19 protein-coding genes are annotated in these 25,697 nt (G+C 51.3%); 11 read left to right on the top strand and 8 right to left on the bottom strand.

Annotation, left to right across the window (positions count from 1 at the left end):
* Positions 1 to 45 precede the first annotated feature (45 nt).
* The 3 genes from EYC98_RS07340 (at position 46) to EYC98_RS07350 (ending at position 4,766) form a co-directional block, all read left to right on the top strand.
* Entirely contained in the window at positions 46 to 2,403 is a 2,358-nt protein-coding gene (locus EYC98_RS07340) for a TonB-dependent receptor (RefSeq protein WP_279244667.1), read from the top strand.
* Between the two features lie 85 nt (positions 2,404 to 2,488).
* Positions 2,489 to 3,601 carry an acyl-CoA dehydrogenase family protein gene (locus EYC98_RS07345; RefSeq protein WP_279244668.1) on the top strand — a complete coding sequence of 371 codons (1,113 nt, stop codon included), beginning with the start codon at positions 2,489 to 2,491 and terminating at the stop codon, positions 3,599 to 3,601.
* Positions 3,594 to 4,766, top strand: coding sequence for an acyl-CoA dehydrogenase family protein (locus EYC98_RS07350; RefSeq protein WP_279244669.1), 1,173 nt, complete (start codon positions 3,594 to 3,596; stop codon positions 4,764 to 4,766). The genes EYC98_RS07345 and EYC98_RS07350 overlap by 8 nt, the downstream gene beginning before the upstream one ends.
* 438 nt (positions 4,767 to 5,204) lie before the next feature.
* Here the strand turns inward: EYC98_RS07350 and EYC98_RS07355 are convergent, their stop codons facing one another.
* The gene (locus tag EYC98_RS07355) at positions 5,205 to 6,017 is read right to left on the bottom strand and encodes a VPLPA-CTERM sorting domain-containing protein (protein ID WP_279244670.1); all 813 of its coding nucleotides are present in this window, start codon (positions 6,015 to 6,017) and stop codon (positions 5,205 to 5,207) included.
* A 335-nt stretch (positions 6,018 to 6,352) separates the two neighbouring features.
* Here EYC98_RS07355 and EYC98_RS07360 point away from each other — a divergent pair, with 335 nt between their 5' ends.
* Entirely contained in the window at positions 6,353 to 6,892 is a 540-nt protein-coding gene (locus EYC98_RS07360) for a nuclear transport factor 2 family protein (RefSeq protein ID WP_279244671.1), read from the top strand.
* Here EYC98_RS07360 and EYC98_RS21725 read toward each other — a convergent pair.
* Positions 6,783 to 7,364 carry a DUF1499 domain-containing protein gene (locus tag EYC98_RS21725; protein WP_420887162.1) on the bottom strand — a complete coding sequence of 194 codons (582 nt, stop codon included), beginning with the start codon at positions 7,362 to 7,364 and terminating at the stop codon, positions 6,783 to 6,785. The two genes, EYC98_RS07360 and EYC98_RS21725, sit on opposite strands and share 110 nt — an antisense overlap.
* Positions 7,365 to 7,415: 51 nt before the next feature.
* Here EYC98_RS21725 and EYC98_RS07370 point away from each other — a divergent pair, with 51 nt between their 5' ends.
* A complete protein-coding gene (locus EYC98_RS07370; protein WP_279244673.1) occupies positions 7,416 to 8,171 on the top strand; it encodes a DUF547 domain-containing protein in 756 nt (251 codons plus the stop codon).
* Between the two features lie 13 nt (positions 8,172 to 8,184).
* On the opposite strand, the gene EYC98_RS07375 is transcribed toward EYC98_RS07370, so the two are convergent.
* The 4 genes from EYC98_RS07375 to EYC98_RS07390 all read right to left on the bottom strand — a co-directional run bounded on the left by EYC98_RS07375 (position 8,185) and on the right by EYC98_RS07390 (position 13,004).
* Positions 8,185 to 8,481: a TIGR03643 family protein gene (locus EYC98_RS07375; protein ID WP_478219247.1), complete on the bottom strand. Its 297-nt coding sequence runs from the start codon at positions 8,479 to 8,481 to the stop codon at positions 8,185 to 8,187.
* A gap of 186 nt (positions 8,482 to 8,667) precedes the next feature.
* Positions 8,668 to 9,807 (bottom strand): nuclear transport factor 2 family protein, encoded by a 1,140-nt coding sequence (locus tag EYC98_RS07380; RefSeq protein ID WP_279244674.1) that lies wholly within the window; start codon positions 9,805 to 9,807, stop codon positions 8,668 to 8,670.
* A gap of 244 nt (positions 9,808 to 10,051) precedes the next feature.
* On the bottom strand, positions 10,052 to 12,355 hold the full coding sequence (locus tag EYC98_RS07385; protein WP_279244675.1) for a TonB-dependent receptor: 2,304 nt from the start codon (positions 12,353 to 12,355) through the stop codon (positions 10,052 to 10,054).
* Between the two features lie 262 nt (positions 12,356 to 12,617).
* Entirely contained in the window at positions 12,618 to 13,004 is a 387-nt protein-coding gene (locus EYC98_RS07390; RefSeq protein WP_279244676.1) for a hypothetical protein, read from the bottom strand.
* 255 nt (positions 13,005 to 13,259) lie between these two features.
* Here EYC98_RS07390 and EYC98_RS07395 point away from each other — a divergent pair, with 255 nt between their 5' ends.
* Together EYC98_RS07395 and EYC98_RS07400 are read left to right on the top strand one after the other, a co-directional pair.
* A complete protein-coding gene (locus EYC98_RS07395; RefSeq protein WP_279244677.1) occupies positions 13,260 to 15,095 on the top strand; it encodes a glycoside hydrolase family 17 protein in 1,836 nt (611 codons plus the stop codon).
* Positions 15,096 to 15,383: 288 nt separating this feature from the next.
* Positions 15,384 to 16,970: a WS/DGAT/MGAT family O-acyltransferase gene (locus EYC98_RS07400; protein ID WP_279244678.1), complete on the top strand. Its 1,587-nt coding sequence runs from the start codon at positions 15,384 to 15,386 to the stop codon at positions 16,968 to 16,970.
* A 68-nt stretch (positions 16,971 to 17,038) separates the two neighbouring features.
* Here the strand turns inward: EYC98_RS07400 and EYC98_RS07405 are convergent, their stop codons facing one another.
* Complete coding sequence (locus EYC98_RS07405; RefSeq protein WP_279244679.1) at positions 17,039 to 18,466, bottom strand: Hsp70 family protein; 1,428 nt, start codon at positions 18,464 to 18,466, stop codon at positions 17,039 to 17,041.
* 164 nt (positions 18,467 to 18,630) lie between these two features.
* Here EYC98_RS07405 and EYC98_RS07410 point away from each other — a divergent pair, with 164 nt between their 5' ends.
* A complete protein-coding gene (locus EYC98_RS07410) occupies positions 18,631 to 20,904 on the top strand; it encodes a peptidase U32 family protein (RefSeq protein WP_279244680.1) in 2,274 nt (757 codons plus the stop codon).
* Positions 20,905 to 20,988: 84 nt separating this feature from the next.
* Here the strand turns inward: EYC98_RS07410 and EYC98_RS07415 are convergent, their stop codons facing one another.
* Positions 20,989 to 21,684, bottom strand: coding sequence for a glutathione S-transferase (locus EYC98_RS07415; protein ID WP_279244681.1), 696 nt, complete (start codon positions 21,682 to 21,684; stop codon positions 20,989 to 20,991).
* A gap of 236 nt (positions 21,685 to 21,920) precedes the next feature.
* Between EYC98_RS07415 and EYC98_RS07420 the strand changes: the two genes are divergently transcribed.
* The 3 genes from EYC98_RS07420 to EYC98_RS07430 all read left to right on the top strand — a co-directional run bounded on the left by EYC98_RS07420 (position 21,921) and on the right by EYC98_RS07430 (position 25,663).
* Positions 21,921 to 22,568: a porin family protein gene (locus EYC98_RS07420; protein ID WP_279244682.1), complete on the top strand. Its 648-nt coding sequence runs from the start codon at positions 21,921 to 21,923 to the stop codon at positions 22,566 to 22,568.
* 216 nt (positions 22,569 to 22,784) lie between these two features.
* Positions 22,785 to 24,395 carry an acyl-CoA synthetase gene (locus EYC98_RS07425; RefSeq protein WP_279244683.1) on the top strand — a complete coding sequence of 537 codons (1,611 nt, stop codon included), beginning with the start codon at positions 22,785 to 22,787 and terminating at the stop codon, positions 24,393 to 24,395.
* Positions 24,396 to 24,478: 83 nt separating this feature from the next.
* Positions 24,479 to 25,663, top strand: a complete 1,185-nt coding sequence (locus EYC98_RS07430) for a saccharopine dehydrogenase family protein (protein WP_279244684.1) — start codon at positions 24,479 to 24,481, stop codon at positions 25,661 to 25,663.
* Positions 25,664 to 25,697 lie beyond the last annotated feature (34 nt).

Genomic DNA, 25,697 nt, shown 5'->3' on the forward strand with positions numbered 1-25,697 from the left:
GGTTTTCCAAGGACTTTCACGATATCCATAGAGGGTAACAATAAGATGATTAAAATCACCAGCAGGAGCTTCGTATTCACCAGCATGGCTTTGGCCATCACCGCAGCGTTAGATGTAGCAGCACAGCCGATGCTAGAGGAGGTTATCGTAACCGCCACCAAGCGTGAAGCGAGCATGCAAGATGTGCCAATTGCTATCTCGATGATGAATGGTGAGAAAATCATGGAGCAAGGTATCCAGTCTCTGGAAGAGCTGGCTATCTTTATGCCTAATGTCCATATTGCCGAGGGAGGAGCCGGTGATCAGTTGTTTATTCGGGGCGTTGGCTCGGGCATTAACTACGGGTTTGAGCAGTCTGTAGGAACCTTTATCGATGGCGTTTACTTCGGCCGGGGACAGGCGTCGCGTAGTACATTTTTGGATATCGAGCGGGTTGAGGTATTGAAAGGGCCTCAGAGTACTTTGTTTGGCAAGAACACGGTGGCGGGGGCCATTAACATCACGACAAGGCGGCCGACCGATGAGTTTGAGGGGGTCGTGGAAGCCACCCTAGAGCCCGAATTTGACGGCTGGAGCACCACGCTCACCCTTTCCGGTCCACTCAACGATAACTTTGGCGCTCGTTTGGTGCTCAAGCAAGAGGAAACTGATGGCTACATGAGCAACACCTTCACCGGCGATGACGAAAGAACTGTAGAGAACACAGTAGGCCGCCTTGTTCTCGCTTGGACTCCATCCGATAGTCTGGATGTAACGTTGAAGTACGAAACGGGTGAAACAAAGGCACGCGGCCGGCAGGATGTGGTTTCAATTGCAACAGACTTTGCGGTTGGGCGATATCAGGCTGCTGACCCAAATTTTTCCGCCGGTTTTGGTTATGACAAGTCTTCAAAGAATATCGGCGGGGTGCGGCCCGATACCGATGTCCATGACAGCGAATGGAACATTGTTACGCTCACCGCGGAGTGGTTGGTTGGCGAGCACTCGATCAAGTCGATCACTGGCTACGTTGATTATGAATTCAGCAATTATCTGGACTCCGATTACGGTCCGCTGGCTTTTCTGGGGCGGGGACGAGATGAGAAACACGAGCAGTTCACGCAGGAATTTTTACTTTCCTCCCCCACGGGCGGCACTATTGAGTACTTGGCGGGGCTCTATTATCAGAGTGAAGAGTTAGAGCACGAGCGTTACACAGACGCGGTATTGTCAGCTGCCGGTATCGGGACTGGTAGCTTGGATGCCAGCGGTCTCGGAAACTTTGAGCAGGATGCGGAAACACTGTCGGCATTCACGCAGCTTACCTGGCACATTAGCGATTCGTTCCGGGCAATAGGTGGCCTTCGATACTCGGCTGACGAGAAAGAGATGACCAAGGATGCTTTCGTTACGGATCTGTTCACCGATACGCCAAATAATCAGCTGGCCGGGATTTATGATCAGGTTTTGAATTTTTCTACGGATCATTTCATGGGGCCAGACGGCGCGACAGTCTGTGAAGGCGTAGCCTACGTCTGTACCGATTACCCAGATTTTGATAACGAGCGTACGGAGAGTCACTGGACTGGCGACGTGACGCTACAATGGGATGCTACCGATGAGATTATGACCTACTTCAAAGTAGGTAATGGCTACAAGGCGGGTGGTTTTGATGAGGCAAACGGTCGCGGGCTTATTGATGCACAAGAGTACGGTGATGAAACAGTTCTGTCCTATGAGCTGGGTGCCAAGCTGGATTTACTGGATGGCCGTGCACGTATGACTTTTGCTGCATTCCAGAGTGAATTTGAAGATCTGCAAGTTAGTGCGTTTGATGGAAATGCCGGCTTTATTGTAGGCAACGCTGCAGAATCTGAAGTGAAAGGCCTGGAAGTTGATGGGATGCTGGCGATTACCGATGAACTGACCTTTATGGCCAGCCTGGCTTATCTTGATGCCTCTTACACTTCCTTTGAAGATGCGGCATGTAATGAACCGCAGGTACAGGAATTTATCGCCGCGGGTGGTGCTAGAGCGGATTGCCTACAAGATCTCTCAGGTGAGGCACTGCAATTTTCGCCTGAATGGTCGGCCCACATTGGTTTGGATTACGCTACGCAACTGGGTAGTAACATGGAGCTGCGCATGGGTCTTGATGCAATGTACTCAGACGCCTATGAGGTTGCCAACGATCTTGATCCCGCGGTCGCCCAGGGTTCTTTCAGCAAGATTAACGCGCGTATCGCCTTACTAAGCCTTGAGGACACCTGGAGCGTTGCGGTATTGGGTAAGAACCTTACCGATGAAGCCACCACGACGTGGGGCAATGATGTACCGTTGGCGGGGCAGGGCTTCAGTGAGACCTACTTTCAGCATATTGATGCACCGCGCAGCTATGAGTTGCAGGTACGGTATCGATTCTGATCTTCAAATATGACTGAAATCTGAGATCTTCAATTAGTTTGTTTCGGGGCTCAATGAATTCGGGCTCCTTTTTAGAGGGTGTGATGTGAGTGAGTACTCCCAAGAGGATCGACAGGCTATTTGCGCCAGTTTCGCGCGGCTGCTTGAAGAGAACGCTAACGAGCCCAAGCTGCGTGAGTTGATCGAAACCCGTTCGGGGTTCGATCGCGAGCTGTGGCAGAAGATGGCCGATATGGGCCTGACGGGCATTACAATAGCTCCTGAGCACTCCGGCGCCGGCGGCAGTCTTGAGGAGGTTGAAGCACTGCTGGAAATTGCAGGCGGCTTCTTGCTGTGCGGGCCGTTTATCGAGAGCTGCGTGATTGCTCCGGCGTTATTACTCGCCTGCGAAGACCAGGAGTTTGCTGGGCAGCACCTGCAGGCTATTGCTGCCGGCAGCTCAATATTCGCGGTCGCGGGTTGTGGAAGTTCGGGTGATTGGGACGAGCTGCCAGACGTAGTTGCAGAGCAGCAAGACGGTCACTGGTGCCTTAGTGGCAGTGCCCATTTTGTTGCTTATGCCAACGTTGCCGATCACTGTTTGGTCGCCGCTAATGTCCAGGGCGAGATCGGAGTCTTCCTGGTGGCTATGGAGGATCCTGCCATAACCGCTACCTTGCATAAAAGCTCTGATCCAACGCAGCGACTGTCGACTTTAAGCTTCGATAGTGTTCGAGCCACTCGCTTGGCGGGAGTAGACGAACAGGCGTGGTCCGGGGCTCTTGTCAACGGCTTGGTGGCACTGGCCGGGGAGCAAGTGGGTGGGGCCCAGCGAATTTTTACTATCACCATTGAATATCTTAAAATCCGGCATCAGTTTGGCCAAGCTATAGGTAGCTTTCAGTCGCTGAAACATATGGCTGCAGACCTTTTGGTTGAGCTGGAGTCTGCAACCAGCGTCGCTCGTCATGCGGCTCGCGCCATTGCCGCAGGCAATGAAGACGCAGCGACGATGAGCTATCTGGCTGCTTTTACCTGCGCAGACAACTATCGAAGAATCGCTGCGGACGCCATTCAGTTGCACGGCGGTATTGCTTACACCGTTGAGCACCCCGCGCACTTGTACTGGCGTCGGGCCCAGTCCGGACAATGGGCTTATTGCTCATCTGATCGACTGCGCGACTTGTATCTCGCTGAAATGGAGAAAAACCATGAGTGATAACGTAAAGATTGCCGTTGAAGAATGGTTGGACAGCCACTGGGACAGTGAGAACCGAAGAGAGCTTGGATCTCAAGCCTACGACGAGCGCAGCTGGTTAACGAAAGTTGTTGATGCTGGATATGCCGCGCCATCGTGGTCGCGAGAGTGGTTCGGGCTCGGTTTGAATGGAAGAGACGTTCGAGATATTGAAAAAGCTTTTCAGAAAAGGCATGCACCCGGTTGGGGTAGAGACCGTTTTCATCTGGGTGCAATAACCATCTACAAGTTGGGGAGTGATGAGCTAAAAGGCGAGCTTCTGCATAAGCTTCTTTGTGGCCCCATTTGCTGCCTTTTGTACTCTGAGCCGGGCGCAGGTTCGGACATGGCTGGCATTCGCACCCGGGCGGTTAAAGATGGCGAGGATTTTGTCGTTAATGGGCAGAAGGTCTGGACGTCAAATGCGAAAGAGGCCGAGTACGGCATGTTATTGACGCGTACTGATATCGATGTTCCGAAGCACGAAGGTATTACGTTTTTTATCTTCCCGATGAAACAGGAGGGAGTAGAGGTTCGTCCGATCAATCAAATCACCGGTGAATCTGAGTTCAACGAGGTTTTTATTACTGATGCGCGAGTGCCAGAGCGCTATATTATTGGTGAGTACAATGAGGGGTGGAAATCTTTTCAGGTAGCGATCGCCTCAGAGCGGCTGATCATGGGCATGGGTGTTACGGCTCGAAGTAGCGGTTTAACCTCGGACAAGTCGCCAGCCCTGCTCAGGCTCGCGAGAAAACATGGCAGACTGGGAGAGGCCAGTCTAAGACAAGAAATTGCTCAGGCACTGGCATATCGTCAGCTCAATACTCTAAATATGCAGCGTGCTGTTGAAGACATTAAGCAAAATGGTATGTCGTCGTTGATGTCTTTGGGTAAGTTGTCCATGTCTCGAATTCAGCATGGCGAAGCTCGAATTTCCGCCAAGATACTTGGCCCGCAGGTTTTACTTGAAGACGAAGAGGACGCTCGCAATGCCAATTTTGACGCCGCCAAGGCGTATATGAATTCCATTGGTGGCGGTACCGATCAAATTCAGCGAAACATTATTGCAGAGCGTATTTTGGGCCTGCCCAAATCTGCTGATGTCGATCGTACAATTCCATTCAAGGATGTGAAAACCAGTTGATGCGATGTTCATGAGGATCGCGATACACCGCTTAGAATGCAGGCGGCCCTCATTAAGCAGGCCTGTCAGGCCGGGTCAATCATGCAGTCCCATGTATATCCCAAACACAATCACGTGAGTGTATTGGCTCCTTCTACACGGGACTCGGTTCCAGTTGTTAGTGCTGCCTTTGCCGGCGAACCTATCCCCGGTAACTGTGACAGCTTGCCGTCTAGGGCCTGCAAGCGCAGAAATCTGCGGCATGCGTATTACGGGCCAACGCCTTACCCCAGGGTACGTCTGATTCGATAAAGACTAGGTGAAAATTGCTTTGATGCGGGTCAAGTGCGATCAGGGGTGTCGTTCATAGGCCCTATTTCGGCCGTCACGAGAGGGCGGGGTTGCCCCGTCCTCTCGCATAGATCAGAAGGTCAAAAATATCTTACTGAGGTGAGTGCCTTATGCTGAGGCCTTACGGCGACTTGCCAGGCCGGTCAGTCCAATAAGAGCGGAGCCGAACAGCCAGGCTGCTGCGGGCAGTGGTACCGGTGACACCTGCGAAAATTCAAGATTGTCATAGAACACGCCAGAGCCGTTGTTGTTGGTAGAAGTAGCCCCGAAGCCAAATGTCAGGTTATCGCCAGCCATGTCAGCGGTAATAGCTAGTTCGACAAAGTATCTCATCCATTCTTCTGGCAAATCGGTGGTGTCGTTTGAACTAAAGCGTTCCTTTCCGTCAACAAAATCTTGCGACAGAATGTAGGCAAAAGCACTGCTATCGGCTTCCAGGTTTCCCATCTTCGCGTCATAGCTAAGCCTCCAGATACTGCCGACATCTTCTGCGCCAATTTGCTGCTCTTGGTAGGTCGAGGCTGCAACGTAACCGCCAAGTTGTCCATCCTGGTTGTTGTAATCGCTGTATTTAGACAGTACTACATCACCCTGACTGGGGCCGCCTTGGCCTGTCGCTACTCCCTGGATGGAGCCCGGATCACCATTGGCGGCAGGGTAAGGACCGTATTGGCCGAGGATAGCAGCAGTCGTGTTGTTGTAGGGGTTGCTTGCATAGACGATGCCGTAAATCTGCCAGCCGTCAGCATCCAGATCGTTCACAAAGCCATTGTCGGGGTCTGAAAAACCCTGATTGGGTGTCATGCCCTCAAAATTCTGGGTATAGGTTGTCAATGCGGCGCTGCTGACGGGCGCAAAGGCAACTGTTGTGGCAAAGACCAACGCGGTCAGCGCGGCTCTCTTATGCATATTGTGTGTCATATTCAAGTCCTGTTTTGTGCTAATTATTACTATTTGAGGCCATACACTACCATTCAGCGCGGTGCTTACCTCAGGAATTGCGATGAACGGGCTCTTTTTTGAGACTAACTTCAAGCTTGCGTGTCGGCGAGATAAACCCTCCGTAGCGCCAGACTCTGCAAAATTCAGGGACAAGTTGTGCCTGAAAAACTGTCATTGCTTCAAAGTGACGCTCGATAAGGGCGGGGCGCTGAGCGCGACATTAAAGTGGGTGGCAGCGGCTCCGCGGGAGGCTTGCATAAATTGAAACCGGCAACAATAATATTTTGCGTGTTCCCACGCTCGGAGTAACTAGATTGTCAGATAATGATAAGGACCCACTTGAATCCCCATGGCTGCAGCGCCTGGAGCAGGTAGAGAGCGAACTCGCCATTCGCAACTTGATAGCCCGCTATGGGATGGCGGTGGACTGCGGTGATGCGGAGGCGGCGGCGGCACTGCATACTGAAAATTGCATCTACGAGGTATCTGCGCCTGGTACCGGCCGTGACGACGCGGATATGCACACTCAGCCGAGTCTTGTAATGGAAGGGCGCCAAGCGATTCGCGATATGGTGTTGGGCGCCGGCCATCAGGCGCTGCTGCCTTTTTGTGCCCACACCGTGGGCCCTTTGGAGGTCTCAGTCGCTGGCGATCGCGCGACTGCCATGGGTTATTCGCGGCTTTATCACGATGCAGGCGGCGTCACTCGATTGATGCGCCTGGGCTTCAACCGCTGGCACTTGCTCAAGCAGAACCAGCGATGGCGTATCGCGTGTCGCACGTCTTGCCCCATTGGTAGTGAAGCGGCGCAACAATTGTTGCGTGATGGTATTGGGGACTGGAGTGATATTTAGTGACAAGGTGGTGGCGATCACCGGCGTCGGCCAGGCAGCTTTCAGCGTCTTCATCAGCCAAGTGAGTACGCAGTGTTTCCAGGCGCTGACGATTGGTGCCCATATCGCTGATTCCAAGCCGGGAGGACGAGCGCATCTGGATCACACCGGCCTGCTCATCAAACAATAACTGTACGTCATCACGAAACCGCAGCAGAGGTGTTTTGACCACAGCTTGCACAAAGTCATCCGAAGCTATAGTAATGGTCCAGTTTTTCTGACCAGACAACCATCGCTTAAGAGACTCCCACTGCTCTGCTGTGGCATGCAGTGGTTCAATGGCGCTACTGCCTTCGCCAATCTGACTGTTGACGCAGTTGGGCAGCCCACCGCAGGGTGGCAGGCTTGCTTCGGCAGCAGGTTTTTCTGGTGCACTGGTGCAACCAAAGAGTAAAACCGTGATCAAAGGCAGACAGAGTCGGTGTGTTTTCATACTATGACTTTAACGCGTTCCTACACAAAGTAGTATCCACAGGTATCTATTATGTCCAGACAATCTGTTCGACCCAGTGTATGTGCCACACTCCTTCTGAGTCTGCTGTTTCTGCCGCTGTCAGTTAGCGCGGCACTCGACCTGAAAACCTGGACCGACCTGCTGGCTGAGGCGGTGACCGACGGTGCGGTGGACTACAGTCGCTGGGATAAAAATGCCCGCTTTGACGCATTGGTCGAGCAGATTGCTACCGTCGACACTGGCGCAATGAACCGTCAACAGAAGCTGGTGTTCTATATCAACGCCTACAATATCCTTGCCGCTCAGGGTATTCTCGATGGCAACTCACCTGACGGTTTGCTGGCGCGCTATGCTTATTTTAAACGTGATACCTACCTGGTCTCAGGAGCCCGCATTACGCTCCATGCGCTAGAGCATGAATTGATACGACCATTGCAAGAGCCACGTATTCATTTCGCTATTGTGTGTGCCAGTGTGTCCTGTCCCATTCTGCAGAGTGAGGCCTATACGCTCGAGAATTTGGATCAGCAGCTGCAAGCTGCAACGACGGAGTTTATCAACGACCCGCGGCGCAACCAGTTTGATAGGGCCAACGCTTCGGCGAACCTATCCAGCATTTTCAAATGGTTCGAAGAAGATTTTGTGGAGGCAGCAGGCTCGCTGCAGGCCTATCTGGCACCGCTGGTTGAAAACGAGGAGGTAGCGGCGCTGCTGGAAGATGAGGCGTTCAAGATTCGGTATCAGAGGTACGATTGGAGCCTGAACGGGACGCTTTCTTTACCTTGATTTGCTGCGGCGATTAGCGCTTATACTGCGTTGGGCAATAGCCTCTACTGACGTGTGGAGAGCGAAGTTGTAGATGCTTGGTTTTGCGCCCGCTTACGCGCTTGCGCCAGAGTCGGAACGAGCGTGGTTTAAGGTGGCCCCGCATTAACGCAATCACGGCAGATTCATTAAGACCAAACAACGTCTCTATGGCTTCAAATGGTGTGCGATCTTCCCATGCCATTTCTACTACACGCGACACTTCGCTGGAATGCAGGCACACATCTTTTGGGGGTGGTAGTGGGTTCATATCGGCCGGTATTTCGATCATAACGTTGCGCAAATGTTAAAAGGACTATACGGCGTCAGCGAGTGAGCCGATGACTATACGGATAAAAAGAAGTGGGCTTATAGAGACAGCCGAAGTTGCCAAGCGCGGAAAACAAGGAGTTACTTAAACGACGCTGCGCCGAGCGCGGGGAGTGATTCCCCGGAGTTGCTTGAAGCACCACAGAACCTACTGTGGAATAAGGTCCGGTCGATAGCGAAGAATATCTTCCAGGGTAATAGTAGAGCCAGCAGCTTGCCCTGCCGCCTGTACCTCAGGCTTTTGCATAGAGAAAGTGTCAAAGTAGTCAGCGCAGTATTCAAGCCACCCATTTTTGAAGCGGCGAACGCTTGCACCCCAGGCCATTTCCACCTCTTCACCATCGGGTAAAACGGCCACCTGTTTCCACATCTGTACTGATGTCTCACCGTTCCACAAAATCTCTGACATGGGCTGAAACGTGATATTGCCCATTTTGCCCATTACATCGGTCATCCACGCACGGATCTCCGCCTGTCCCTCAAAGCGACCGAAAATTGGATCGATATACACTGAGTCGGTTGGGTGCATAAGATCCGCAACCACATTGAAGTTCATTGTCATTACTGGATCATTGTGAATGGCATGCAACTCATCATGGCTCAGGCCGCTGGCCTGCTCCAGCACGTCCGGTGCAGAGCCGTCACTGTGAGCCTGCGCCCGGCTCTGGGCCCAACTTGCCGCCGCCGCAGTTAGCGGCTCTGGATCGCCCCGATCTACCGTGGGCCAGTTCATCTGCGGATAGTCTGGCAGAGGTTCTGGTTCTGGCATGCCTTCCGGTAATACGGCATCAGCAGGCGGTGGTGTGCGGCTCGACATAGTGTCATAGATATCCGCCACCCAGGTCATCCAGCCATCTTCAAAGCGGCGCACGCTAAGACCATCCGCCAGCGGTATTTCAACGCCATCCAGCTTGGCTACCATTTTCCATTCATCGATGATCGCCGCGCCGTTATTAAATGATGCTGATTCTTGCTGCGGGACAAACTCAATAAAAGATATTTCTGCCATAGTCGGAAGCAGCCAGCCACGAATATCCTTCTGGCCATAGTTGGCACCAAAGATTGCGTCGAAATACATGGAATCGTTGGGACGCATAAAATCGGCCATCACTTCCAAACCGCGGCCATCAAGGTCGGGATGTGCCAGTACGCTCATCATCGCCTCGGAATCCAGACCACTGGGCGAGGTAACTATACGGTCCAGAGTCATCTCCTGGTCCTTGCGCTCACTCATGTAGGCAGTCACAAAGGCATCCTGCTGTGCACTAAAAGTTGGCTCTTTACTCATACCAAATACTCACGTTGACTAATTATTATGAGCTGAGCATAGACGAGCTGAAGAAAGATTTCCAGAAAACCGGACAATTTGACGGTTTTAAAGCATAGGCAGGTTGGCTTCGTCTATGCCGGCAACTCAACGACCGAAATGAGTGTCCAGGTGGGCTAGGTACTTAGGGTGGGATAAGTGTATGAACCCGGAGGCTAAATTCCTCCGGGCTCACAATCAGGTTACCGATGCTTTAAGCGGAGACCTAGTTGGTTCTATAGTTCAGTGTCAAACCGTAGGTCAGCGGTGGGGCATTGATACCGACAAACCCGCCCATAAGCGGGGCATCAAGGGCAACAACCTGGTACTCCTCGTCCAGCAAGTTGCGGCCCCACAAGGTCACCTCCCACTTGTTATTGGGACCTTGTATACCCAGGCGAGCGTTGACCAGCTCTGTCGACTCCTGCAGCAGGCTTTCATCTAAATCCGATGCCATGTAGAACTCGTCGCTGTAGTTATATTCCAGTCGCGCAAACCAGCCCATGTTATTGCTAAATCGATCCGCAAGCTGGATGTAGGTGCTGGCAGTCCACTCTGGGGCGTTATCCAGTGGTTTATCCGTCAAATCCTGTACGCAGTCTGCGGGAACAAATGGGCTGCCACCGGTGATTTCAAACAGCATTGCGGCTGTACACTCACCCTTTTTGAAATCGGAGTAAGTAGCATCGTTGTAACCCACGGCCAAACCTAAGGTGGCAAGAGAATTCGGAACGTACACCACGTCTAGCTCGACCCCTTTACTTTCCATGGAGCCGGCGTTGCGGACCGTAATGTTGCCCCCATCAAAACTCTGGGATTGGAAGTCTTCGTATTCCACCAGAAATACCGTGGCGTTGACCTGTAAACGACGCTCTAACCAGGTGCTCTTTATACCAAGCTCGTAGTTGGTTGATTGCTCATCATCGAACTCGGGGTCGACTCCAGATGCGACGCGCAGCTGGTTAAAGCCTCCAGATTTAAAGCCCTGACTGGCACTGGCGTATAGCATCACGCCTTCACGTGCAAACCATGACAGCGAAACAGTCGGCGAGAAGTCACTGGCGTCGCGTTGGTCGTCGTAGAAAGTATCGGCCCCGGCGATAGGCGGCGCATCAATGCCCAGTGCGTTTGTGCCAGTAGCAATTTGACTGCCAACGCGGGTCTTTTCTTCGTAGGTTACACGGCCTCCCAAAGTCAGTTTCCAGTCTTCAGAAAATGTCCAGTTGGTCTGTCCAAAAATGGCGGCACTGGTTGTTTCATGCTTATTGGTGTCGGTGTTGATGGTTCCATCGGGGAAAACAAAACCGCCTGCAAACAAGCGGCCTGTTAACGCGGTAAAACCGTTGTCAGAAACGGTGTCCATGCTCGACCCATACAGAAACACGCCCACCTGATAATCCCACTTATCTCCTTCGGGGGAGGTAATGCGGAATTCGGTGGAGTACTGGTCTAGTTCTACGTCAGTAAAATAGTCAACCGCATCATATTGAGTAAAGTCCCCATCCCAACTGCTGAAGGACTCATAGCCTCGATAGGCAGTAATCCAGGTCAGGATGGTCTCATTGTCGAGCTCTTTGACCCACTCGGCGGCGACGCCGTAGACCTTAACATCGTTAACAGAATCAACGTTTGTGGCAATTTTTCGATCAAATCCATCCGCGTTGCGATCATAGGGAATGCCGGTAGCAGCTTCATAGGCTGATGGGGGTAGTCCCAAGGAGGAACCGTCACCTTCATGATCCAGCACGTCCGGCGTGCAGCATGTTGAGTCATTCTCAGAATAGTCCAGGGTAATAGTTAAATCACCAGCGTTGTCCATAGCAAACAAGGTACGGGACTTGAGCCCGTATCGGGATGCATCATTAATGTCTGCGCCGGTAACCGTATTGGTTGCCAGCCCGTCACGCTCAACCCAGTAACCAGAAAGGCGAGTAGCGTGTCCGTTGTCACCCAATGGCACGTTGACCATGCCGCGCAGTTCATGCGCATTGTAGTTTCCCAGTACCCCTTCTACTTCAGCTTCGAACTGTTCTGACGGTGCTTTAGAAATAATGTTCAATGCTCCAGCCGCGGTGTTCTTGCCGTAGAGTGTGCCCTGTGGGCCGCGTAGAATTTCAACGCGCTGAATGTCCATCAAGTCCGCTACGCTCATACCCGCTCGACCCTGATAGACGCCATCGATAAAGATACCGACGCTGGGGTCGATGCCGGCATTGGTGCCGGGCGATCCGATGCCGCGAATACGGATAGAGGTAGAGCGTGAATCTGTAATTGGGGATATTTTTAGACTGGGCGTGTATTGCTCTAACTGCTTCAGATTTGTGGTACCACTGTCCTTGAAAAACTCATCGGTGAAAGCCGCGACGGAAATGGCAACTTCTTGTAGATTTTCCTCTCGGCGATTGGCGGTTACAATGACCTCTTCTAGTTCCACCACCTCTTTGCCTGAGTCAACTTTTTCGGTTTGAGCGAACAGCAGCTGGCTAAAGCCAGCCCACCCGATTAAGACTAGCGTTACACTCTTTCTCATGAATCCCTCACCAATTTAGTTATGCAACATCGATCTGACTGATCATGTTTAACCTTTGGATCTACTTCTTATAATTTTTATATGTGGTTGTAGCTTATAGCTAAAGCCAGGGCTTGCTGAAATTATGATTTCTTATAATTGTGAAGCCAGTGTACGTTTCATTGGTCAGATTGCCAATGCGTGTCTCAATGGCCGCCAGGCAGGTTGAGATATTGCTGAATGGCCACACGGTATTGTCGCCAGCGTTTATAACTATGCGGCTCTAGTCAGAGCTCTGCACCGGCCCTTCATGGGACTGTATCAACTGATACCAACCCGAACCCCTTATCGCCATCGGAATGCCGCCTAACTTTTTGCCGGTTTCCAGGTGTCGCTTGCGCCCTGCCCAGGCATCACTATCCGCTTGCCAATCGTTGAGCACTTGCTCGGCCTCTTCGTAGGTTTCCGCCTCCACCTCATACAGGGAGAGGTAGCCCGATGCTGTATCAATATCCAGATGAGGCCCGCTGAGCTTGAACACGCTGCCCCGAATCATATGCGGACAATGGGCGGTGTCTTCGATGTGCTGATCGATGAACCATTCATCGAAAGCCGCTTGGTCTTTATCAGATTGTGGCTCACAGAGTCCAATAAGAACAAAGCGCGGCATGGCCTATCTCCTTGTGGTCAGTTGAATACGCGAAAGTATAGTGCAAATTTTCCTGTGCGCTATTTGTCTTCCGCCATTCGCGAGCTGGGTGAGACTATTATCCTGCAAACTGATGAGCACATTGAGCAGCAGTAAAGTGGCATTGGCCTGTCGATGCTATGTTGTCGGTAGAGGATCCATGATGGATTTCACTGGTCCAGTTGGGTTAACGTGTCAGCCGTCCATTTTTCGCTCATCAACCAGGCTACAACGCTTATGAATTTCTCGAAACTGTTCGCCTTGTTAATCCTTGCCGGCATGTTGGCGGCCTGTACTGCAGGCGATAGCCCAGCTGAGTTGAACAGCAGAAAAAATAGTCCGTTGGCGGCGGATATTTTTGGTAATGCCGATTACCCAGCGATGGCTTATGGTGGCTATCGTGGTGAGAGCCGAGAGATAGCCCCTACTGCCGCGCAGTTGGCGGAGGATATGAAGATCCTTGCCGCTGTCGGGGTCAAAGTCCTACGTACCTACAATACCTCGCAGTTCCCACAGGCAGCGCTGCTGCTGCAGGTGATCAGCGACCTTAAACGCAGTGATCCCAGCTTCCAAATGTATGTCATGTTGGGCGCATGGATTGAGGCCTCCAATGCCTGGACCGATACTGTTGACCATAGCAAAGGTAATCAGAGCAATAATTCTACAGAGATCAATACGGCTGTCGCATTGGCGAATAAATACCCGGATATTGTGAAGGCAATAGCGGTCGGTAACGAGGCTATGTGGCCCTCGGCGGTGGAGTATTTTGTTTCCCCCAAAATTATTTTGGAGTGGGTTACGCATCTGCAATCGCTCAAGCTAAACGAAGAGTTGCCAGAGGGTGTCTGGATTACCAGCTCGGACAATTTCGAGTCCTGGGGTGGAGGCAAAAAGTCGTTTCAAACACCAGAGCTGGCCGCGCTCGTCAAGGCGGTCGACTTTGTGTCAATGCATAGCTATCCGTTTCACGACTCATTTTATAATCAGGAGTACTGGGGTGTTCTAGGCGACGAAGAAGAGTTGAGCAAACAGGCTATGACCAAAGCAGTAATGCGCCGAGCTGTGGCATATACGGCGTCACAACACCAAGCGGTTGTTGATTACGTCTCGAGCCTCGGCATTGAAAAGCCAATTCATGTCGGTGAGACAGGCTGGGCGTCTAAGGATAGCGGTGTCTATGGCGAAAATGGGTCTAGAGCCGCTGACGAATACAAGCAAAAGCTGTACTACCAATACGTACGGGAATGGTCTGATCAAGCAGGCGTGACCCTATTCTACTTCGAGATTTTTGACGAAATTTGGAAGGAACCATTGGATCAAGCAGAATCTGAAAATCACTTTGGTCTGGTTAGGATTAATAACGAAGTGAAATACGCACTTTGGGATTTAGTGGACGAAGGAAAATTTGATGAGCTAACTCGCAACGGAGAGCCGTTAGTGAAAAGTTTCCACGGTGATTTTTCGGCGCTTTTGCAGGCGTTTCAGCACCCGCCCTTTAAAAGCCAGAGGGCGCTAAAGATGATTTCCACTACCAAGCCGAATTCGATTGCCGGCGAAGTGGTCAGCGAAGCCAACTATGTGATTGTTCACGAGACTATGAGTCCGTCTAGGAACACCGCTGCGCGTTATCCGAGTGCGCCGCTCAAGCTGATCGCCTGGGAGGACACTTCGGAAATTGAGATGTCACACCACGGTATCATCAAAATTGTGCCCAGAGCTGGTGACTGGTGGGGAGCAGGTCTTGAGCTGCAGTCAGAGGTTGGTGAAAATCTTTCCAAATTTCGCACGGGTCATCTGTCCTTTGAGGTACGTGGTGATGCTGACGTGGCCTTTAGTATTGGTTTTCAAACGGGTCGCTGGCTGGCGGGTGACCAGATTAACAACTTTACCGCCTTTGGGCCGGGCACCGATTATCCAGTGAGCGATCAGTGGACGCGCTACCGTATTGCAATCGCGGATCTGGATGCCGGAGGCGATATAGGCGATGTTACAACTCTGCTGGCATTATTGGGCCAACATGGGGAAGTAGATAAGCAGATTTTCTTAAAGAATATTTACTATTCGCAAGACTAGCCGGGCGCCTGTCTACCAGCACGATAGGGAAGAATCCTGGATAACGGAGGAGCTGCTATGGCACGGGGTAAATTTGGTGTTGCATTGACCTAGTGGTCTCATAGCAGGTTTGGCCGGCTCACTTTGTATTGGCCGGGCAAAAGCCAACCCAGCCAATAATCTCAGCTGAGTATCGGTCATTTCAAACTCGGATTTAGTATCTTCTCTGACGTATTGATGCCCAATGTGGTAAAAAGTGTTCACAGACGAAACATCCTACTCGACAGCTGCGGTAAGGAAGCAATAACAATGAAAAAATTGAGTCTAGTTGATAAAGGCTTTTTGGTCAGCGAGACCAAAGACACGCCCATGCACGTGGCGGGCATTAGTCTTTATACGTTGCCGGAAGGGGCGAATGAACAGGAGTTTCTGCATAGTCTGGCGGAAACTCTGCGCACACCTGAGACCTTGCTTTCCCCGTTCGGTGATCGCCTGCGTACTGGCCGTATGGGTCTCGCCGGTGCCACACACTGGGAACCAGATCCCGAGTTGGATATGGACTATCACGTCCGTCACTCGGCGCTACCAAAACCTGGCCGTTATCGTGAGCTGTTTAACCTGGTATCTCGACTGCATAGCACGCTATTGGATAGGAGCCGACCGCTCTGGGAAATGCATTTGATAGAGGGCTTACAGGATCGCCAATTCGCGGTCTACACCAAAACTCATCATGCTGCGGTAGATGGGGCTCGTTCAATTCACATATCGCGCAGCATGCTATCTTCGAATCCCAACCACATCATGACGGAATCGCCACTATCGCTGCAGTCTTGGGAAAGGTACAAATCGGCACTGACAATGGGTAAACCGCCAGAATATGGTCACGGCGACCTGCGTAATGTTTCCGATATGCTGAAATCCAGCTTCGACAGTAGCAGCAATATATTGCGAGCGGTGAAGGGATTTGCTGGCGCATGGAGTGGTGAAGGCGAGCTGTCGCTACCGCATTTGAAAGTGCCTCGCAGTTCGCTCAACACTCCAATTAACAGTAGTCGAAGATTCGTCGCACAGTCGTGGCCCTTCGCGCGCATTAGAGCCATGGGAAAAGCCCTGGGCGGCACCTTCAACGATGCCGTTCTCGCCATGTGTGCTGGCGCGCTGCGTCAATATTTGCAGACCCATGCAGAGCTGCCAGATGATTCCCTAAAAGCGATGGTGCCCGTGTCCCTGCGACAGGAAAGTGATTTGGAGTCGGGCAATGCTGTGGCCACTATTAGTGCTGATTTAGCCACAAATATTGCCGACCCTGCGGAGCGATTCAGAACCATACGCGCCTCGGTACAGGCCGGAAAGCAGTACTTTTCTGAAATGACCCCCAGTGAAGTAGAAATGGTTAGCCTGATAATGCAGGCACCCGCATTGCTGTTGATGCCCATGGGACTAATCTCTCAGTTGCCGCCCTATAACGTGACCATCTCTAACGTGCCCGGGATACGTGAAACCATGTATTGGAACGGCGCAAAGTTAACCGGCTCCTACCCACTGTCTATTGTGACTGACGGTATGGCAATGAATATTACGCTGGTCACCAATGCAGACAAAGTCGACTTTGGCATTATCGCCTGCCGCAGGTCAGTGCCGCAGGTGCAGAGACTCATAGACTATATGGAACTGGCGCTGTCCGAATTGGAGGAAGCTGCGGGGCTGGTTTCTGCCAAGCCAGAACCAAAAGCGCCAAAGAAACGACGCGCTCCAGCCAAGCCTAAAGTGAAAGCCGAGCAAAAAGCGGAGATCAAACCCAAAGCAAAGCTAAAAACCAAGGCTAAACCCAAGACCAAGGCTAAACCCAAGACCAAGGCTAAACCTAAGACCAATCCAACTCACGCAAAGAAGTAGCGATTTGAATCAAGAGTCCATTGGCATCCGAGCTTCCGCAGGTCACGCCATGCGTCTGAAATTTCTGCCTAGCTGAGTTCATTTTCTGTGTATTGGTAGTAATTGGAAATCGCCAGTCCCGCCGCAACGCTGGTGAATGGGTCATGCTCGACCACTTTGCCTCTAAACTGGTTGTCCAGTATGTCCTTGACGGCTGGAATTAGTGAGGAGCCTCCGGTGCGAATAACAAGATCTATATCGTCCGGCCGACAATTGGCTTTCTTGAGGATCACGGTGATCGCCTGCTCAAACTCCAACAGTAAATCAGAAATAATCATCTCAAACTCCCAGCGCTCAACCACCACCTGAATATCTATTTCTGGAATATCCAGGATGGCTGACTCCTGAAACGAAAGCTGCGCCTTGAGCTCTTTGATTGAATCAAAAACCTGATAGCTGTAGTTTTGCAGGATAAGATCATAGAGGCGCCTGAATTTCTCTGCGGCTGGGTCCGACTGCCCCATGCGGTCCATTACCGGAGAGGTATACTTGTTCTGATTGAGCGTATAGCTGATGGGCCAATTGATGAGTCCTTCTTCAAAGTCGCTGAACGGAAATAGGGTATCGATTTCTGCGCCATCCACTACTCTTCTCCAGCGCTCGCCTTTTCCCAGCAAGGGAAACAGGAGTTCTCTAAAAATAGTCTGGTCAATTCTGTCTCCACCTAAAGCAATGCCATGAGTAGCAAGGACCTGAAAGGTGGAGCCATCGCGCTGCAGCACGCTAAAGTCCAGAGTGCCGCCGCCGAAGTCGACGGTTAGCACCAACTCATCATCGCTCTGTGGATTATTGTGCAAAAAACTGAGCGTGGCCGCTGTGGGCTCCGGACAGTAAGATTGCTCCGAGATGCCTGCATAGCCATAGGACTCGCCCAGGCGATCCAAAGCAATGCTATTGCGTCCACTTCCAGTACCCTCAAAATTAACGGGGTGGCCCAGGCAGGCGTGCGTGACCTTATCGCCTACGGCTTTTTCAATCGACTTGCGGATCCCGACAAGAATTGGAGTGACTAAAGCAACCAGTGTAAAAGTCTTGTCAAACACGACTGTTCTTTCAGTTTTTGTGTTTCCCAGTAGTCTTTTTGTGCCGCGGAATAATCTACCCGGTAGATTCGAATCGTTGAATGCCTGCCCGTAGACTGTAGCGGTATCTGACTCCCCGGCACCTCCCATCGCGCTCTCACCGCCGCCGGCACCAGAGCGCGCCTCGCCGAGTACCTCGAGGCTAAGTTCCACCTTGCGGCCCACATTGCCCTCAATGTACGCATCTATGGCTAGTTGGCCAATAGAGCTCTGATAGGCCCTGTCGATATAATTGGCCGACGGCATAACGCTGTCTGGTGCCGCCAATTTGACGAGCCTGACATGCTCGCCATCAAATATGGCGGCAGCACTATTGCTGGTGCCGAAGTCTATGCCGATACCGGGTTTGGCGGATTTTTTGGAAGTAAATAGCATTCAAGGGTCGCAGGGTAGTAAGCAGTTTGCTCTGGTGTCAGCAATTATAGGGTATCTACAGCTTTGCTTTGGCGTTTATTTTGCTGTGTATCCGATAGTAATGCCGAATAGATACAGATAAGATCGCCCCTCAAATCAGTGTCCCCCAAAAGAAGCGAATTTTCATGACCAAAAAGATGGAGCTCTTGGCACCAGGTGGTGATGTTAATGCTATCAAGGCAGCTATAGTAGCGGGAGCAAATGCGGTGTATTGCGGCCTTGATACCTTCAATGCCCGTAACCGAGCGAAGAACCTCTCATTTGATGATCTAATCGGGGTGGTTAGGCTGGCGCATAGATATCAGTGCGAAGTTTTTTTGACGCTAAATGTAGTGATTTTGGAACACGAATTGGCGGGCATGATCAAGCTGTTGAATAAGCTGGTAAACAGCGGAATCGACGGCATCATAGTGCAAGACCTTGGCATGTTTAACCTGGTCAAAAAGCATTTCCCGAGCCTGGATATACACGCCTCAACGCAGCTGACAACGCATAATGAAGGCCAGATTCAGTTCTTGTCTAAAGTTGGGGCGTCGCGCGTTAACTTATCGCGTGAACTAAACCTGAATGAAATCAGGGCGCTAACCAAAGTCGCGCATGATACGCAGGTATTAACAGAAGTTTTTGTGCATGGGGCATTGTGCATAGCATTTTCCGGCCAATGCTATTCAAGCTCAGTGAGTGTTGGTAACTCCGGTAATCGTGGTCGCTGTAGTCAAGCTTGCCGTGATGAATATGAGCCCACAGCTACTGGCAATAAATTTCCACTTAACCTGAAGGACAATTCAGCCTATTTTGATTTGCCTGAGCTGGTCGATGCCGGCGTTGACTCTCTTAAAATCGAAGGACGCATTAAGGGTGCACAGTATGTTCATACTGTGGTCGATAGCTGGCGACAGCAAATGGATACCTTTGTTGAGACCGGAAAGTTGCTGGAAGACGATTCAAGTCTCTATAAAGTGTTTAATCGAAATTTCACTAACCTCTTTTTGCAGGGTGATATGAAAAAGTCGATGTTTATCGACAACCCGCGCGACCACAGCTTCACACACGCCAATGAACAAAGTAATGCGATCTCGGTTGTTGAAATACAAGAAGTTCAGGATGATCTGGCTCAGGAGAAGAACGCTATAGGCGAGCTTGTAGATGAGAAAATCAGATACCTGAGTATCGAGAAGCCGAGGCTGCAATTGAACTTCACTGGAGAGTTTGGCGCGCCTTTAACGGTAGCAGCGATTGTCACAGAACATGCCTTGCTGGATCAGGATAGCGAAGAGCAGTTGTTTGCCGTTCAAACCGACATGACACTGATTGAAGCTGGACAATCCTCCCTGGATCGCGCGGCTGTCGAAAAACGTTTCAAGACGTTTAATAACTCTGGTTACTGTGTTCAAGGCTTCAATTTTGAAGGTTTGGATGAAGGGCTTACTATTCCCTTTAAAGAACTAACGTTACTGAAAAATCGGCTGGCCTTTCTACTAAACGGTTCAAAGAACGTGATTCCCGCGGCTGAAATTGCCCCTTTAAGCCAGCATGCCAAAATCGAAGAACAGCCAAAAATGTCGATTTTGATTGCGGATGTGAACGACATTTATCTAACAAGTGAAACCGATGCCGACGTCTATTTCAAGCTGCCTGAGAGCTTCAAAGTCGGCAGTCGAGTATACATCGACATATTTCTGGAGAATCCCAGCCTGATTCCGTGGTTCCCTGCGGTGCTAATTGGTAAGGACTACTTGGAGGCTATTAGAGTACTCGAGGAAGTGCGGCCAAAGCGTATCGTCAGCAACAATACCGGTATAGCGTACAAAGCGTTTTCAATGAATATTGACTGGATAGCAGGGCCTTTCCTGAATACCACCAATTCCTACGCGTTGCTAACGCTGCAGGAGGACCTCAATTGCAAGGGTGCTTTCATCTCCAACGAAATTAATCAGCAACAAATACGCAATATTCGGCGGCCTGAGAATTTCAAACTGCTTTACAGCATCTACCACCCGATTCTGATGATGACTAGCCGTCAGTGCTTCTTTCAGCAAACGGTCGGCTGTAAAAAACCCAGTATCGAAGACGGCTGTATGCTGAAATGTGAGAAAGCCACGTCTATTACGAATGTCAAAGGGGTGTCATTTGCAGTCGATAAGCAGAAGGGTGGTTACCCGAGTATTTACAATCATGAGCAATTTCTGAATATTGATGCCGTGAAAGACTTTTCACATTTATTTGATGAGTTTTTTGTAGATCTAACCAACATTGGCAGTGGGTCAAAAGAGATGCCAGACAAGCTCCAGTTACTGCGTCACTTTGAAAATGTATTGAACGGTGATCGTGAATCAGGTGTTCGCTTGCATGAGGCGGTAGCGATTTCGACCAACGCTCAGTACAAGCAGGGATTGTAGCGTTGTCATCTCACCGGCTAAGCTAAACCCGATGCGATATCAATATACTTCGGCTTCTTTAGGAATCAATTAGATCTGGTAGGCCTAATTTTCCCCGAGTAAAAAGGTTTCATGGCAATCTAACCACAGCGGATACTTGGCCATGGCTTTTGTAAACAGCGGCGCTTGTAAGTGGCGGTTTAGCCAGTCCCGCAACTTGGGATACGGCGACTGCAAGTACCATTTTCGATCAACGCGGGCGAACTGACGTATAAACGGCAGCAAAGCATAGTCAGCCAGGCTAGCTTGATCTCCCATCAAGTAGTTCGCATTTTCTAATCTACTTTCTAGCTCCGCAACAAATTCTTCACAGCGCTGACGATCTGCCACTTCCGATTTTTTGTGAAACCGCTTGGCCAATTTGTAGACTTCCAGGTTGGGTTTGAATTCCTTGTCGTTCCTCCTGATAAGCGCGAGCATAGCCTCCAGTTCGCTCGAGTCTTCTCCCTGCAATAAATTCTCAGGATCGCTTAGTTTCAGTGCCCACAACATGATGTCAACGCTTTCATCAATTATGGTGGCATCACAGTTCTCTACGGCAGCTGCAGAGTGATCGATGACTAATACGGGTACCGTGCCCTTGGGCGATACTGCGAGCATCTCTGCAGGTTTTTTCTTGGTGACCACCGCGCGAATTAGAACTGACTGCTGAGCCAACAAAATGCCTAATCGGGCGCGCATCGCGTATGGGCAGTGCTGCAGGGAATATAGTATGGGCAAGTTTGAGTTGGATTGGGGCATTAGGGGTAGCCAAACTGCTATTGGAGTACATGAACTATGTCATCACAGATCGACTGAGTCATCAAGCTGGCGCTCTGACTGGCAGTTTCTGGGGTTGTGCGATGCTTCCGTGACACTATCTCCTCCTAAAGACCTGTTTTGTAACGATGCGGCTGCAGATAGAGCATAGCGCAGGCTGTTCAGAATTAGCCCGCAGCTGTGATAGCATGCAGCCCGAAAAATTCTTTGGAGTGGTCATGCATAAAATTTTGGTAGGAATCCTTCTGGCGATAACAATCAGCGCCACAGCCTATGGTCAGAGTAGGAAGGCGGGGGATTGGGAAGCGAGTATTATGTTCAGGTCACAAAGCGGGGAGGGATTTGGTGCCCCCGAAGGGCCAGACGAGGCAAACGTCAAATTTTCCAGTGACAGCGGTTGGGGTTTCACCTTGGGTTATAATTTTAGTGAGCACCTGAACCTGGCCTATGAATTCAGCAAGAATACACCGAGCTACAACACCAGTTTCCGCGATGCTGAAGGCGATCCACGCACCATCAACCATACAGCAACCTTCTACACCAACAATTTTAATGGTACCTATCACTTACTGAAGGGGCCAATAACGCCCTTTGTTTCAGCGGGCCTGGGCTGGACCAAAATTGATTCCAATATTAGTGACGGTAGGGGCTACTGTGTGCCAGATTATTTCTGGGGCTGGTATTGTTACTCCTCCTCCTATGACACCACCGCATTCAGCTATAACGCCGCCATCGGCGTGAGAGCTGATCTCAGCAGCAATATTTTTCTGCGCGCCAGCTATGGTCGCCAATGGCTGGATGAAAAAATTGGTACAGACAAACCGGAGTTCGACATCGGTAAGGTCGAGCTCGGCTATCGTTTCTAGGCGGAGCTTTAGAGGGCGTGGGTTAGCCCTGTTTTACGATCTTGTAAGTCGTCTACGCAAACTGCCTGGCCTTGGTAAACTGAAACGGCCTTGCCGGTAGAGAAAATCGATCGACGAGGCCAGTCCGAGCCAGCCATAGATTCCATTGCCCACTTCACCTAAGTCATCTAAGCTGGGAAGGTTCTGTCCTAACAATAACAAACAGGAGAACCAGTCTTGGCGCACAGTCTGGGAGATGTATTTGATGGTATAGCGCGGGTGGTCGACCCTAATAGCCCTGCGTTGGTTCATGGTGATCGTGTCATCAACTGGCAGGCATTTGACCAGCGTACCAATAACCTCGCTCGATCGATGCTCGAGCGAGGTATTGCTAGCAATGACAAGGTGGCTGTGTTCTCGCGCAATTGTGCCGAGTACAGTGAGGCGATTGTGGCGGCTTTCAAGAGCCGTACGGTCCACCTTAATGTCAATTATCGTTACACACCGGAGGAGCTGTTTTACATCTTCGACAACTCCGATGCGGCGGTGGTGTTTTTCTCCTCGGAATTCGCTCCACAAATGGAGGCCTTACGGCAACAGCTCGACAAGGTCCGTTTGTTTATCGAGATTTGTCCACTGGGCCAAGAACCGTTGTATGAAGGTGCCTTAGCCCATGAGCAATTGGCGCTAGCAGGTAGCGGCGCGCCTTTAGACATAGAGCGCTCGGGAGACGAGCTGTTTTTCCTTTATACCGGCGGTACTACCGGTATGCCCAAGGGTGTGATGTGGTCTCACGAGGCTTTTCGGCAGATTGGCGCGGGTCGGGCGGCACTGGCCGGGCGAGACTACTCAGATCTCACTAGTACGCTGGCGAGTATCCAGGCGAACCAGTCGCAGGCGAGGATGTTACCGGCCTGCCCCCTGATGCATGGAACTGGCCTGGTAAGCGCGCTGCTGACTCTGCTCGATGGCGGGGCAGTGGTTACTATGGATAGCGCCACTGGCTTCGATCCCCACGAAATGTGGCGCACGGTGGCGGGAAAAGGCGTCACGGCTATGGCTATTGTCGGTGATGCCTTTGCGAGGCCACTGTTAAAGGCGCTGCGGGAGCAGCCCGGCCGCTACGACCTCGATCATGTGAACTCTATAACCTCGTCCGGCGTGATGTGGAGTAGGGAGGTCAAGCTGGGCCTTCTCGAACATATGCCCAATGTCTTGCTGGTAGATTCCTTCGGCGCGTCGGAGGCCATCGGCTTCGGTTCCTCTACCATGGCCAATGGACGGGAAACGACAACGGCGCGATTTGAAATTGGTGAGCACTGTAAGGTCTTTAACGAGCAGGATCGTGAGGTGTTAGCGGGTAGTGGCGAGCCGGGCTATATCGCCCGCGGCGGCAGTATTCCTTTAGGTTATTACAAGGACCCAGAAAAAACCGCGCAGACATTTCGCATCATAGATGGTGTGCGTTACTCCATTCCAGGTGACTGGTGCACCGTTGATGAAGATGGGGCGATTACATTATTGGGCCGTGGCTCGGTATGCATTAACTCTGGTGGAGAGAAGATATACCCGGAGGAGGTTGAGGAGACTATTAAGTCGCTTGAAGGCATTAATGATGTGTTGGTGGTAGGCGTGCCTGACGAACGCTGGGGTGCTGCGGTGGTAGCTGTGCTTGAGGGGTCGCAACTGCCTGAGGATCAGATTAAGGCTCACATTAAGGATCACCTTGCGGGCTACAAGGTGCCGCGCCATTTCCTGTACAAGGAAGACTTGGGGCGAGCCCCTAATGGCAAGGCTGATTATAAGGCGATTCGCAACTTCGCCCTCAAGTCACTGGATCTGACCTGATACTGAGTCGCCTGAATGTGTGCAACAAAACCTATAAACGTGATTTATTCCATTCCAAAATAATTATCAGGAGCCGAAACGCTGTGAAAGTTGCTAGTACATTATCGAAAATTCTGTTTGTCACACTGGCGCTAACGGTAGGCAGTTCGGGCATCGCGCTGGGCGATTCAGTCGCGCTGTCTGCAGATGTTCTCGAAAAATTGCCTCATGATCGAAAGGGTAAAGTACTGATATATGGAGCCTATGGCTTCACCGGTACTGGAATCTCACGCCTGGCTGCAGACTACGGGATCACGCCGGTCCTGTCGGGTCGTAATGAAACCAAGCTCAAGGCGCTGGCCGAAGAGGTGGGTTACGACTACATCACTTTGAGTTTGGATGACAATCACGACAATCTGGTGCGGGTGCTCAATCAGTTTGAGCTGGTAATGCATATTGCGGGGCCCTATACCTATACCTCTGAGCCGATGATCAATGCAGCTATTGAAGCGAAAACGCACTACGTCGACCTGACGGGTGAGAACCACGTTATACAGGCGCAGCTGGACCGGGATCAGGAGTTTCTGGATGCAGGTATCATGGTGATGCCTGCTGTGGGTTATGACGTCGTGCCAACGGATTGCCTCAACCTCTACGTCGCAGGCCAGCTAGATAATCCGATCGAGCTCACCGTAGTGATGAACGGTAACTACACTGCCGTCGAAGGAGCGGCGGCCAGCCGCGGTACGCTGAAGTCGGGCCTGGAAATGCTGTCGCGTCCTATATTGTCACGCCAGAACGGCGAAATGGTAGCGATGGGCCAGCCTAAGGTGATCACACGCGAAGTCGACGGACAGACAGAGACGCTGGTGCAGATACCCTGGGCCGATATGATGACTTCTTGGGTAAGCACCGGTATTCCTAACATTGAAATCTACCAGGTCCAGGAGGGTGAACTGCCTGGCTGGGTGCTCTGGGTTGCCCAGCGAGAGTGGGGCAAGAACCTGCTGATCTGGATGATAGACAAGTACTTTCCGGAGGGCCCACCCCCTGAGGCGCAGGCGAAACGGCAGACTCAGCTGGTGGCAACGGCAATCAACGCAGCCGGTGAAAGCTTCAGTGCTGAGATGATTACTCCAGAGGCCTACTTGCTGACATTCCACAGTTCGCTGATTATTGCCCGGAATATTATTGATGGGCAGTGGGAGCCTGGCTTCCAGACTCCAGCGAAGGTTTATGGTCCCGGTTTGGCGCTGCAAGTGCCAGGGGTTAGTCGGCGCGATCTCTAGCCCGAGCTCCTGGTATATTCTCAAGCTATTTTCT

Source organism: Candidatus Litorirhabdus singularis (assembly GCF_026262625.1).
In the GTDB taxonomy this organism is placed as follows: Bacteria; Pseudomonadota; Gammaproteobacteria; order Pseudomonadales; family Halieaceae; genus Litorirhabdus; species Litorirhabdus singularis.